The 12,985-nt window shown below is 37.7% G+C and carries 15 protein-coding genes; all 15 read right to left on the bottom strand.

Going from position 1 to position 12,985, the window contains the following annotated elements:
- Window positions 1-6 precede the first annotated feature (6 nt).
- Window positions 7-258: an acyl carrier protein gene (locus K9L86_06635; GenBank protein ID MCF7908528.1), complete on the bottom strand. Its 252-nt coding sequence runs from the start codon at window positions 256-258 to the stop codon at window positions 7-9.
- Window positions 258-1,490 (bottom strand): beta-ketoacyl-[acyl-carrier-protein] synthase family protein, encoded by a 1,233-nt coding sequence (locus K9L86_06630; protein ID MCF7908527.1) that lies wholly within the window; start codon window positions 1,488-1,490, stop codon window positions 258-260. The genes K9L86_06635 and K9L86_06630 overlap by 1 nt, the downstream gene beginning before the upstream one ends.
- Window positions 1,491-1,493: 3 nt before the next feature.
- Window positions 1,494-2,231, bottom strand: coding sequence for a 3-oxoacyl-[acyl-carrier-protein] reductase (gene fabG / locus K9L86_06625; protein ID MCF7908526.1), 738 nt, complete (start codon window positions 2,229-2,231; stop codon window positions 1,494-1,496).
- Window positions 2,224-2,601, bottom strand: coding sequence for a response regulator (locus tag K9L86_06620; protein ID MCF7908525.1), 378 nt, complete (start codon window positions 2,599-2,601; stop codon window positions 2,224-2,226). The genes fabG and K9L86_06620 overlap by 8 nt, the downstream gene beginning before the upstream one ends.
- Window position 2,602: 1 nt before the next feature.
- Complete coding sequence (locus K9L86_06615; GenBank protein ID MCF7908524.1) at window positions 2,603-3,049, bottom strand: 3-hydroxyacyl-[acyl-carrier-protein] dehydratase FabZ; 447 nt, start codon at window positions 3,047-3,049, stop codon at window positions 2,603-2,605.
- 61 nt (window positions 3,050-3,110) lie between these two features.
- Complete coding sequence (locus tag K9L86_06610) at window positions 3,111-5,234, bottom strand: GHKL domain-containing protein (protein ID MCF7908523.1); 2,124 nt, start codon at window positions 5,232-5,234, stop codon at window positions 3,111-3,113.
- A 62-nt stretch (window positions 5,235-5,296) separates the two neighbouring features.
- Window positions 5,297-6,295 carry an SDR family oxidoreductase gene (locus K9L86_06605; protein ID MCF7908522.1) on the bottom strand — a complete coding sequence of 333 codons (999 nt, stop codon included), beginning with the start codon at window positions 6,293-6,295 and terminating at the stop codon, window positions 5,297-5,299.
- Between the two features lie 10 nt (window positions 6,296-6,305).
- Window positions 6,306-7,892 (bottom strand): NAD(P)-binding domain-containing protein, encoded by a 1,587-nt coding sequence (locus K9L86_06600; GenBank protein MCF7908521.1) that lies wholly within the window; start codon window positions 7,890-7,892, stop codon window positions 6,306-6,308.
- Window positions 7,882-8,478 carry a 1-acyl-sn-glycerol-3-phosphate acyltransferase gene (locus K9L86_06595; GenBank protein ID MCF7908520.1) on the bottom strand — a complete coding sequence of 199 codons (597 nt, stop codon included), beginning with the start codon at window positions 8,476-8,478 and terminating at the stop codon, window positions 7,882-7,884. Before K9L86_06595 ends, K9L86_06600 begins: the two co-directional genes overlap by 11 nt.
- 1 nt (window position 8,479) lies before the next feature.
- Window positions 8,480-8,668 carry a helix-turn-helix domain-containing protein gene (locus tag K9L86_06590; protein MCF7908519.1) on the bottom strand — a complete coding sequence of 63 codons (189 nt, stop codon included), beginning with the start codon at window positions 8,666-8,668 and terminating at the stop codon, window positions 8,480-8,482.
- A 138-nt stretch (window positions 8,669-8,806) separates the two neighbouring features.
- Window positions 8,807-9,106 carry a hypothetical protein gene (locus K9L86_06585; protein MCF7908518.1) on the bottom strand — a complete coding sequence of 100 codons (300 nt, stop codon included), beginning with the start codon at window positions 9,104-9,106 and terminating at the stop codon, window positions 8,807-8,809.
- Between the two features lie 4 nt (window positions 9,107-9,110).
- Window positions 9,111-9,821, bottom strand: coding sequence for a TIGR00730 family Rossman fold protein (locus K9L86_06580; protein MCF7908517.1), 711 nt, complete (start codon window positions 9,819-9,821; stop codon window positions 9,111-9,113).
- On the bottom strand, window positions 9,822-10,148 hold the full coding sequence (locus K9L86_06575; GenBank protein MCF7908516.1) for a hypothetical protein: 327 nt from the start codon (window positions 10,146-10,148) through the stop codon (window positions 9,822-9,824).
- A gap of 125 nt (window positions 10,149-10,273) precedes the next feature.
- A complete protein-coding gene (locus tag K9L86_06570) occupies window positions 10,274-10,996 on the bottom strand; it encodes a class I SAM-dependent methyltransferase (protein MCF7908515.1) in 723 nt (240 codons plus the stop codon).
- A gap of 28 nt (window positions 10,997-11,024) precedes the next feature.
- Window positions 11,025-12,896 carry a polysaccharide biosynthesis/export family protein gene (locus K9L86_06565; protein MCF7908514.1) on the bottom strand — a complete coding sequence of 624 codons (1,872 nt, stop codon included), beginning with the start codon at window positions 12,894-12,896 and terminating at the stop codon, window positions 11,025-11,027.
- Between the last annotated feature and the right edge of the window lie 89 nt (window positions 12,897-12,985).

Here is a 12,985-nt window from a genome sequence, read left to right as displayed (position 1 = left end):
TCAATCTTATCCTTTTGCTTGGAGCAGCTGCTGAGTTAAACTGATCGCCTGGTTAAGGGTGCGAATATCACGAATCTTTTCTTCCGGCACAACTACCCGAAAGGCTTTCTCAATGGCTCCGGTAATCTCAATTGCCTTCAAAGAATCTACTCCCAAATCATTAATAAAGTCAGCATCGGGAGTAACCTGATCAAGCTCAATTTCAATAACTCTTGCGACTATATCCTTAATTTGTTTTCCTAAATCTTCGGGTACCACTATACACCTCCGTATTTTTTGACGACAACCGTGGCATTATTGCCGCCAGGACCAAAATTATTCACTAATATATTGTTTACTTCTTGCGATCTAGCCTGATTAACTACGTAGTCAAGGTCACATTCAGGATCTTTTTCTCGATAATTTATTGTCGGCGGGATAAACCCTTCTTCAAGGGAACCTAAAGCGGCTGTCAGTTGCATGATTCCTCCGGCACTCACCGACTCACCAACCATTGACTTAATTGCGCTTACCGGAGTCTTCTCAGCATAAATATTAAAAACTTCCTTTATTGCCATAGTCTCTAAAGCATCCTGCTGAGGAACTGAATTAGCCGCTGAAGAAACATAATCAATATCTTCCCCATGCAGCTTAGCTGACTTTAAAGCTTTAAGCATCGTTCTTTTTAAACCACTAGCCTGAGGCTCATATTTAGCAGCCCGAAAAGCATCAAATGAATTCTCAATGGCAGCTAGCTCAGCATAAATCTTAGCTCCTCTGGCCTCAGCGTGCTCAGCATCTTCAACAACTAAAACTACTGCTGCCTCAGCTAAAACGATTCCATTCCTTCTTTTATCAAAAGGACAGGATATTTCCTCCCCCTTTATGCCGGCTAAAAAACCAATCTTATAAAAACCAGTAAACCCGGCAAAAGTTAAACCTTCAACTCCAGCGACTAAAACTGCCTTTGCTCGGCCAAGCTTAATGAAATTTGTAGCATATTTAAGAGCATCTAGGCTCGCAGTATAGCCGGTTGAAATCGTAGTATTAAAACCTTTAATCTTATGACGAATTGATATCTGGCTCGATGCGCTATTTATGGTAGTTCCGGGAAAAATTCCGGCAGTAACAAATTGCGGGCCGTCTTCAACCATTTCCCGACTCAATTCAGCAATATTCCATAATGAAAGTGTGGTCCCGGTAACTACTCCAATATTGTCGGTGTTTCGCTCAGTGATATTTAACTCTGAATCCTCCAGGGCCAACTTTGAGGCTGAACAAACTAATTTAGTAGCTCGATCGGTATTTTGAAGTCCTTTTGTCCCTAAAAACTCCTCAGCCTTAAAATCAGATATCTCTCCGGCTTGTTTACTCTTAAAAAAACCAGGATTAAAAATAGTAATCGGCTTAATTCCCGACTTACCATCTTTTAAGGCCTGCCAAAAAGCAGCTTTGCCAATCCCGTTTGGAGAAAGTACGCCGACTCCAGTTACAACAACAGTTTTATCCATAAATTAAGTCATCCCGCCATCAACAACTATTACCTGGCCGGTAATATAGTCTGCTTTTTCACTAGCCAAAAAACTTACCAAACCAGCGACTTCTTCAGGCTTGCCAAACCGCCGCAAAGGAATTTGTTGAGTGACATCTTCTCGATATTTATCTTTTAGGCCGCTGAGCATATCAGTTTCAATAAAGCCCGGAGCAATCGCATTAACTCTTATATTATAAGAACCAACTTCTCTGGCCAAAGACTTGGTAAAGCCGATGATTCCGGCCTTAGTTGCCGCATAATTCGTCTGACGAGCCATCCCGACCATTCCGGTTACCGAAGTAATGTTAATAATTTGACCGGACCTTTGTTTTATTAAAGTTATAATTGCTGCCCGGGTTAAGTTAAATAAACCGCCTAAATTAGTATCTAAAACACTCTTCCAATCTGAGTGTTCCATCAAGGCCAGAGCTTTATCAATAATAATTCCGGCATTATTAACTATGATGTCTAAACCACCGAAACTTTCCTTAGTATCACTGACCCACTTACTTACTGAGTCAAAATCCTTTATATCTAATTGATAGCCCTTAGCTTTTACACCCAGCGAATTGATCTCATTTTCTAATTTATCAGCAGCAACTTTGCTGTTTAAATAACTAAAAGATATATTTGCACCTTCGGTGGCTAATTTCATTGCAATAGCCCGGCCAATGCCACGGCTGGCTCCGCTAATAATTGCAGTTTTTCCTTTAAGCATTGATATTTCTCCTAACTGCCTCTAGGAAATCTTTAATGTCAAAAGGTTTATAGAGGTAATCGGCAACTTTTAGCTCCAAAGCTTCCTGATATTTAGACTCATCAGCATAACCGGTAATTAATATCTCAGGAATCAAAGGCTTGCCCTGCTCGGTGAGAGACTTTCGAATAGCTTTAATTGTCTCAATGCCATCCATATCTGGCATTCTAATGTCGCTGACTATTAAATTAAACTCTCCAGCCTTTATTTTCTCAAGAGCATCTGCCCCGTTATTAGAAATCTCTACCTGATAACCTTCTTTTTTTAGCAAACGCTGTAAACTTTTAGTTATTATCTGTTCATCTTCAATAATTAAAATTCTTTTAACCATCTTAGCCCCCTTTATTTAGCTTTAAAAAAACAGTTAACTCGGCACACTTATTGTCACTTACTGAAACAACCACTCTGACTGCTGCTGTTTTAGCTGTTAGTTTCTCGGCTTTGGCCTCTAAAATAAGTTGATCTCCGGCTCTAACCTTACTAAAAAAACTGGCCTCTACCTTATCTAAACAGTAATCGATCTTAAACTGGCTATCCTCACCAAGAGCAACACAAAGAATAATACTCGCCTGATAGGCTGCCTCAACCAGAATTGCCCCTGGTATAATTGGTTTACCAGGAAAGTGGTTTGAAAAGAAATGCTCATTAACGGTTATATTTTTTAGGCCTTTTATCCTTTTTTCAACCAAATCAATCTCAACTACCCGATCGATAAAAAGAAAAGGATAGTCTTTAGGTAAAACCTTCTTTATTTTATTTACATCCCAAAAATCATTCATTTTATTACCTTTTTCTATAATCTATACATTATATACTAAAACCGCATAAAGACCAAGCCTATCAGGCCTCAGGCAGATTTATGGTAAAAATAGTGCCCTCACCTTCCTGAGAATGAAAAAAAATCGAACCCTTATACTTCTCAATGATCGACTGTGATATTGAAAGACCCAAACCTAACCCCTTTCCTACGTCTTTAGTAGTAAAAAAGGGGTCAAAAATCTTTAAAGCATGGTCTTTTGAAATGCCAGAGCCTTGATCTTTGATATCCAGCCTTATCCAACCATCATTGCTCATTAACGATATATCTATAATGCCGCTTTTTTTAACCCGCTTCGTAGCATCCTTGGCATTTAAAACTATATTGGTTACCACCTGCTCTAACTCATTCTGATTGCCGACTACCGGATAGTTGCTAGTTTCAGCAACGACAACTATTTGAATATTTTCCTGCTTAAACTGATAATCAAGGAAGGCTTTCACCTTATTGACAACATCAATAAGGTTTATTTTAGAAATTGTTGTTGATTCTACTGGTTTTCGAGCATAGGTCATTAATTTTCTGACGATGGTTCGACAACGCTTGGTCGCCTCTTCGATTAACTCTAATGATTCACGGGCCTCCTCAACATTGAGCTCATCCGGTGACATAAGCAACATCTGAGCATTAGTTAAAATTGCCGCCAAAGGATTATTTATCTCATGAGCTACTCCTCCAGCCAAAGTACCAACAGTAGCTAATTTTCCAGCCTGAATCAATTGCTTCTGCACCTCAACTAACTCCTCAGTCCGCCTTTTAACCTGCTCTTCAATGTTCTCATAAACTAAAGAGTTAGATATAGCAATTGCCGACTGGTTTTTCAGCAGACGTAAAAAATTAAAATCTACGGCAGCGTAGCGTTTTAGGTTTGATTTTCTGGTTAAATTAATTACCCCCAAAAGACGTTCATTTAAAACTAAAGGAACAACTACCGCTGCGGCTACTGAGTCGAAATATTTTCTGGCATCGCTACGAATTGCTGAATAAGCCGGATCGATTTCAATAAAATCACGATAGGCAATTTTGTCATTCTTAACCAACCAAAGCAAAAATGGCTCATCTTGATATCTTTCATCATCCTGGCCATAGATTAAAATATCGATATTCTGCGGATAAAAAGCATTAGTGATTGTTTCTTTGATGCGTTCGATTAGCTGATTAAGACCCTTTAAATGGACAAGATTTTTGGTAAATTCACTAGAAATGTCTTCCAAATTAGCTTTACGTCTTTGGAAAAAATGATCAATTTTTGGTTGAATTAACCGTAAATAAACGGTAACCGCCAAAAAACTAGCTGTCCAAAAAATAAACAACAATAAGTTAGAACTCTCAATCTTCTCAGACAGCCCGTTATAGAGAAAAAATATCGGAGCCGCAATAAGCGAATAAGAAAAAATCCATAAAGCGGTCTTATGGATTACCGTTTCAATATCCATAGTCCGATAGCGAATAACGCTGTAACCGACAATAGTAATACAGATAAACACCGGAATAAAGGCTAAAAAATAAAGAGTAAATCCATAGTCCATCAAAAACTCGGCTGTGCCCAGGTAGCCAATCGAAAAAGCAATAATCATTAATTTAGCTTGTTTTTTTATAACCGGATCACCCCCCTTGCGGTAAACCTGGATGAAATTAAACAACATAAGCATCATCAAAGCATAAACCCAACCGACAAAAATAAAATAAAGACTGCCGGCCTTAGGGTAAAACCCCCAGGAATGATTCCAGAAACCCTGGATAAAAAGATTAGAGTTAAGACAAAAAATATAGAACCCCAAACCGCAAAGAAAGTTAAAAATTACTATTTTTATTTTTTTGTTTTCCTCTTGAGGAAAAAGCGATTTCTGCCAAGCAACTGAAAAAAAGTATATCGAAGGAGTATTAAATATTACTCCTAAAAAGAAATAAGTCCTGGTCCAAATTAAAGCAGTTAGTTCAAGTTTACTGTTTAAAGCCATGCCGGTTCCGGTAAGCCAAAGAGCAACTGATAAACAACTAAGGCCATAGGCTAAATTTACTAAGGATTTACGATTCTGACTAAAAATAAAAATGCCCTCAAGCAAAGTAAGAATTCCTACTAAATGATAGAGAACCGCATGAGGATTCCAATAATAATTAGCTGGATTAAAAATCAGATCTAACATATTGCTTATTTAACTACTTGATCAAGCTAAGCCAATAAATATTTGATAGCTTATAATTGTTATTATTGGACATAGCTATTTTCCTTATACCAGTTAACGGCCTTTTCTAAACTAGTAGTAATCGGAGTGGTCGCATAACTCAACTCCCTGGCTGCCTTACTATTATCAAATACCGTTGCCCGGCGGAAAAATCTTGCCGCCGAGCTCGATAAAAGCGGTCTTTTCTTTAAAAAATAAGAAAAAACCTCATCAAAATAAAGAAAACTCATTAACAAAGGATAAGGTATCTTTAACCGCGGAGCAGAAACTCCGGATATTTGCTCAACTAAATAAAATAACTCCTTCAAAGGATAGGCCCGATTATTACAAAGAATATAACGCTCACCGACTCTACCCCTATCAAGAGCTACCAGGTGAGCCCTAGCTACATCATCAACATCAGCCAACGGTATCATCCCATTAAAAGTCACCGGAAGCTTATGATTTAAAAAATCTATAATCATCTGACCGGTTGGGGTTGGCTTAAAATCACGTTCACCGATTAAAGCTGCTGGATTTAAAATTATTGCCGGTAAGCCTTGTCTGACAAAACTCAAAACTTCATTTTCAGCTAATACTTTTGAACGGGCATAGTGACTAATTCTACTTTTTAGATTAAGCACGGTTGTTTCGTCGCTCGGTTTTTTACCAAGCTGTTTACCTAAAGAAGCAATACTGCTGGTAAAAATAAAACGTTTGATATTGTTTTTTTTGGCGGCTTTTAAAACATTTCTTGTGCCTTGAACATTTACTTTATAGATCTGACCAGCCTTTTTCTGCCACCAAGGATAAAACTTATATAAAGAGGCTAGATGGAATACAGCATCAATCCCAGCCATTGCCTTATCAATCGACTTTGGACTAAGGACGTCGCCTTTTAACTTATCAACCTTAAGCCCGCTTAAAGCATCGTAATCCTTATCACTGTGGATCAAGGCCTTAACCTTATGCCCGGCAACAAGCAAATGCCTAATCAGATTTGAACCTAAAAACCCGTCAGCTCCGGTAACTAGCACTTTCATAAACTTTAGCTTATATTAGTTGTTCTTTTCCAAGATTAACTCTTTCTTTTATTCTGTCGATAGCCGCTTGATCGAGCAGCCTGTCACCCCACCAGAATCGGGAAACTTCAAAGCCGTGTTTTTCTCCTAGCTCTTTTATTTCTTTAATTTTCTCAGGAGTAATATTTCCCCGACCAAAACTGTAGTTTTCATAACGCTTTTCTAAAGACAAAATAATCGCCTCAGCAAAACAACCATAGATAACTTCCGAGTTCGGTAAGCCTAAATCAATCGGAAGCTTAATTGAACTAGGGCTCCGAGCTAGACCTCCAGAAAAAATAAGAATATCATCTCTTTCGGTCTGGGCATAAGAAATATTCTTTGGGTAGCCGACATCGCAAATTATCGCCCCTGGCTTAAACCAATCTATCGAAAGTATTGACTCGGTAGCACTAGCTGCAGCAATAATTACATCAGCATCACTTACTGCCTTTTTATTATTAGTAGTTGCAACTATCCTGGCTTTATGCTTTTTGCTAAGTTCTTGTTTAAGCTGTTTTAAATTAGCTTTGGTCCTACCAGTTATAGACAATTGTTTGACCTGATCAGCTAAAACTCGAGCACAAGCACTTCCAATGTCTCCGGTCCCGCCAACGATAGCTACCTTTAACGAACCAATATCTAAATTTAAAGCTCTAACCGCCCGATAAACTCCTTCTAAGGTCATTGCGGCAGTAAAGGTATTTCCAGTGGTAATCGGAACGTTAACCTGTTCACTAATTGCCTGACCAATCCGCTCGGCAACAATCGAAGTAAAGCCACCTAAGGTAACTATACCAACCCCGTGTTTCTCAGCAATCTTACAGGCCCGGACCACCTTCGAAAATATCGACCAGATATCTTTTTCAATTAAATCAGGAATAAAAGTGGCAACAATGAAACATCCATCAACGCTACCTCCGGATTTAGACTTAAAGTCTACTATATCGTAAAGCTTGAACGAAGGAGTAACGTTAAACAGATTTCCCAAAAATTCTCGTGAAGGCATCTTAAAGTCAGGGTTGAGCATCTTAAGGCACTTTTCCAAATGATAAAAATTATACAAATGGCCAATGATTCCAAATCCGGCTATCTTTTTAATCTCATCTTTTCCCTGGCCTTTATATCTTATTGAAATTAAACGCTTCTCGATACCTTTTAATATCGCCGTAAAATTCTTAACTAGCATCTTTTCTACATAAGTATTAACGAAATCTTTTATCGCTGGTATGTCGATTCTTAAATAAGCAGTCACAGTAACCAAGGTTCCTTCAGGCTTAGCCTGAAACTTCCACTCCCCCTTAAATTCTTGCAAATCCCCTTCGACGGCTTTAAAAGTAATCGTATTTTTTATAAGATTTAAAGTGTCTTCCTCTATCCAACTTATTGGGACATGGTCAACCTGAACAAGCCATTTCGTTTTCATCTTGTTACGGGATTTTTCTATTATTGAGGCCTGTTTAATTGTCGCTATATATTCAGGGAATTCTTCAACTTTGCTTAGGGCCCGAACTATACTAGGAATATCGGCTGGTATGGTCCGAGAAACAATTATTTTTACTAAACCCTTATTCTTCATTAAGTAACTCCTTTATTGTATTTTGAATCTTAAAAGTACCTTCGCGCAGATAGATAGGGTCAATCTCATCATCAAACTCCTTTAAAAGATACACTGGTTTGCCTATCTTTAGTTTAATTGGTGAAAATAATTTAGGAAATTTAGCTTCATAAGGAAGAGCCTCGTAAGCACCAAAAATAGCGCAAGGAACAACCGGCCGACCGGTTTTTGCCGCTAACAAAGCTACCCCTCTTCTAAATTCATTAAGTTGACCATTAAGACTGATTTTTCCTTCTGGAGATAAACCAACATTCTTGCCTTCCATTAACAGTTTAACTGCCAGGCTTGATGATCCTCCGGCTGAAAAAGCATTTATTTTTCTTAAAAACCAGCCAACTAATCCTACCTTATAAAGATGTCTTGCGGCAATCGGATAAACCCTCATTGGGATACCAGCCATAATACAAGGCGGGTCTAAAAAACTAGCATGATTAGCCGCTAAGATAAAATTTGTCTTTTGCGGTAAATTATCTAAACCCTCTACCTTAAGCCTAAAAAGGACAGTGAATAAAATCCAAAATATATGCTTAAAAACCCAATACCACATATTATTGCCGACTAACCTTTTCGCTAGTTTGCCCCTCCAACCAGGCTTCAATCTTTTCCTTTTGAAAACGCCAGTGCCGACCAACCCTAAAAGCCGGGATAATCTTATCTTTAGAAAGCTTATAAAGGGTTGAACGTGGTATCTTCAAATATTCACAGACATCGCCAACAGTTAAAATTTCACCACTCATTTTTCCTCCTGTTAACAGTTATCGCAGTTATCGCAGTTATACTAAACTTATGCTATACAGTATTTTAGCGCAAAAATTAGGGTTTGTGAATGAAAAATATTAAAAAATTAGCAGATTAAGGAGTGACTGTAAATTTTTTCAGATATCAAGAAGTTTGCGAGCATCACGATTGCCGATAGCCCGCTTAAGGTCGTCAAAATCAATCAGAATTAGCCTTGGTTGCTCTTCTTTGATCCGTTTGAGGAAGTTAGGTTGGACCTTCCGACGAAAGCCCATATACTTAAAAAATGCCCCACAATCGGGACAGTTGCGGCTCTTTAACTCAATTCCTAATTTGTGGCAACAAAAACACTCGCTACTAAGATCACCGACCACAATAAGGCTCTTTTCAATGTCTTGAAGGTCAACTTCGTTCCAAATACGAACAAATCCCTTCATTTTTTTATTTCCAGCCTCTTTTACCTTGGTAAAACTCTTTTATCGACGAAAGCACCTCTTTAGGAGTATTCACTACCTTAAATAACTTAGTATCTCTTCGGTCGATTGCGCCGCCTTTTAACAAACGCTCTTTTATCCAGCTAAGCATACCACCCCAATAATCTTCATCAACTAAAATAAGCGGTATGGGCTCAATTCTTCGAGCTTGGATTAAGCTTAAGGTTTCAAAAAGTTCATCTAAAGTTCCGAAACCTCCGGGAAAAACTACTGAGGCATAAGAATATTTAGTGAACATAACTTTACGGACAAAGAAATACTTAAACTCCATCAGATAGTTTATGTAAGGGTTTGGCATCTGCTCCTGAGGAATAAGAATATTAAGACCAACTGAAACTCCTCCGGCCTTAGCTGCACCTTTATTAGCTGCCTCCATTATTCCGGCTCCAGCACCAGTAATGATGCTATAGTTATTTTTTGCTAAAAGATAAGCCGTATCAACTGCGCATTTATAATAAGGATGTTTTTTAGGAGTACACTTGGAACCAAATAGAGTTACCCCACGTTTAATTCGAGACAGACCTTCAAAGCCATCAACAAACTCACTCATAATCCTAAAAATACGCCAAGTATCTGAACTGATAAAATTATCTTCAAAGGTTGTCTTAGCTCCTTTATTCAAATGGGCTGTTTTTTCAGAGACAGCTTTCTTTTTCATTTAAACCACCAACCTTTTGGCTATGTCGCTTATCAGGTAGATTTTATCGGTCTTTCCAGTAAGTGAAAGTACTGCTCCATAGATAGAAGCGACAACTAAAATTAACGATAACAGCCCAAATATCCGACCAAGAATCGGAACTGTCAAAAATGGCAACGAGCCTAAAAGTCCTACTGAGATAACTATTCCCTGACGGGCATGAAATCTGGCAAAAGCATTATCTTTTTTTAGGATAAAAGTTAAAATCCAAAGAATCCCCACATAGGAAAGCGCTGCAAACGGCGCACCATCTTTAATTTCTTCTTGAGAAAATTTTTGATCTTTCATCTAGCCCCCTTGATTATTTAATGACTTAATATTAAAAGTTAATTATAAGGTAATTCCTCTAATTTGTAAATAAAAACCCCGCACTCTAAAGATACGGGGCTGATAGACAAATAACGCTATAAATTCTACTTTCTGCACACACCCAGTAAATCTATAGACTTATCTAGATTGGAAGATGAATACCTAAAATCATCTACGCTGATTTTGTTTTCATAAAATCTTTTAAGAGGATTAAGACTGTCCGGCGCATTTTTAAATATGCCGCTTTTCTTAAAAAGATGATAAACATTGTGACGTAAGCCTCTACGGGAGCCTAAAATTTCAACCCTAGGAAAGCGTCTCAAAAGAAACTCTCTGAGCTCTTCGGACCTAAATTCTTTTACGTGATGAGGGTTTTTATCATAATCTTCGATGCTCCGACCTTTAAGATTTCGCAATAAATTTAAGGTGTTCACAAAAAATATCCCATCCTTCTTTAGCACTCGGTAAATTTCCGAAAGATAAGTATCTAACTTGTCCAGCTCGATATGTTCAACCACCTGTGATGAAATAATAATATCAAAATGCTCATTTGGAAACTGCATCTCTAATACATTACCGGTTAAATATTTCAAATTATCTCTAAAATAATTTTTCTGTGCTTCGCAAATTGCTTCAGGATTAATATCCATACCTACAGATAACTTAGCTACTTGTGATAAATAAAAGGCTCCATAACCGGTTGACGTGCCTGCGTCTAGAACTAACTTATCCACCGAAAACTTTCTCACATAGCTATAAGGAGCAATATGCTGCATAAAGAATACTCTTGTAGTGAATTTCGAAGGAATATTAATTTCTTCTTTCATTTGATAAGGTATTTTAAAAATCGGAAGGCTAGAAGAAAGATTCAGGGACTACGATCGTATCCCCTTTCTTTAAGTAGATATTCTTTGAGCTGTCGCCGGTTTTTAAAATACGGTGTACCGGAACCTTAATAACCTTGTTTCGATCTCCATCCTTCCTAACAACTTTCACACCATTCTTATTGGCTATGTCAGTAAATCCTCCAGCTACAGAGATAGCATCGATTACGGTCGTTGGGCCGCTAATTTCATAACTTCCCGGTCGCCTCACTTCTCCTAAAATATTAAACTTAGCATGCACCTTAATTACAACCGTTACCTGTGGATCTACAAAATATTCTTCGCCTAATAAACCAGCAATCTTTTCCTCAATCTCTCTGGCGTTAAGATCCTTCACCTTAATTGAGCCCAAAAAAGGGTAGGTTATCAACCCTTCCTCAGATACTTTAGTTACCTGTTTCATGTCCGGTTCACCATATAAAGATATCTCTAAGCTATCGCCGGTGCTTACAAGATACTCATATTGGCTACTGTCAACCGATGCATATTTATCAATAGGTATTTCTTCTTCGATCGCACTATTAACTGCAACTGGTTTATTTTCAATAGGCTTTTTTTCTTCTTCTTGAACCTCTTGAACTGAAACCTCGCTATTAGCAATTTGCTCTTGATAAATCTTAGTTTTCTCCTCAACAATCGCTTCCTGTTTAATAAACTGCTCCTGACTAGCCTCATTTTCAATCTCAGTTAAATCTTTTTCATCGCCAATTGGAATGTCTATTGGGATATCCTCTACGCTCTCTTGGACATTAATGGTCTGGACTTTACCTTCAGCAATTTGCTCTTTATAAATTCTAGTCGTTTCCTCAATCCTAGCTTCTTCCTTAACAAATTGTTCTTGGCGAGCTCTTTCTGAAATTTCCTCCTCTTTTTGGAGTTCTAAACGATATTTTGCTTCAAGAGCCGATAATTCAATCTTATCTGGAATCTTCTCTTGGAGATACTTCTTGGCATTTGAATTATCAGGATCAAGCTCAAGGACCTGGCCAAAAAAATACTTGGCCGAACCTAGCTCATCTTTATTGTATGAGGAAACTCCCTGCTTATAAAGGGACTTAATCTTTTCCTTTAAAGCCTTTTCTCTTTCTGTCTCAGCTTCTTGCTCTGACTCTGTGGCTTTGCGCTCCTCAATCTGCTTAGCCAGCTCAATTTTATTAGGGATCTTCTCGCGCAAATAAACCTTTGCCCCTTTATGGTCAGGATCAAGCTCAAATATTTGATAGCACATATCGCTAGCCCTATCTAGTTGACCATTATCATAAAAAACTTTAGCTTTTTTATATAAAGAATCTACTTTTTCTTTATTCGCATTCTTTAGACGATCTTTTTCTTGTTGTTTTTCGGCTTCGATTCTATCGGGAATCTTTTTATCTAGATAAAGTTTCGCCCCCTTATGATTTGGATCAAGCTCAAGAACCTTACCAAAAAACTCCTTAGCTCTATTTAAATCATTCTTCTTATATAAGGTAACTGTCTTTTTATATAACGCATCAATGTTTTCCTTTGTCGGTCTCTTACGGGCAAGTTCTTCTTGTATTTTTAAATCTTTTTCTTGGGCTTTTCGGCTAGCTATACGGTCAGGAATCTTTTCATATAAATACAGGCTTGCCCCCTCATGCAAAGGATCAACCTTAAGAATATTAATCAATAACTCGTCAGCTTCTTTAAGTTTATCTTGATTATAAAAAGAAACTGCTTTTTCATACAAGGCAGAGATTCTTTCTTTAAGCAGTCCTTCAGTGGCAAGTTCTTTAGCAGTTTGGCTATCTTGGGCAAAAACCAAATTACTATAAGTAGCTAAAGCAATAAAAACAATTAATATTAAAAAAAATATCTTCTTCATGAGTCTCCCTAAATATAATAACATATAAATATTGCAATGTAAACAATCTAAAAAAATAGCACCATAAGGCGGCCGCTTGAATACCTGAC

Source organism: Candidatus Omnitrophota bacterium, assembly GCA_021735655.1.
GTDB lineage: Bacteria > Omnitrophota > Gorgyraeia > Duberdicusellales > 4484-171 > JAHKAJ01.
The sequence above is the reverse complement of the archived record's forward strand: the minus strand, read 5'-3'. Positions and strand labels throughout refer to the sequence as shown.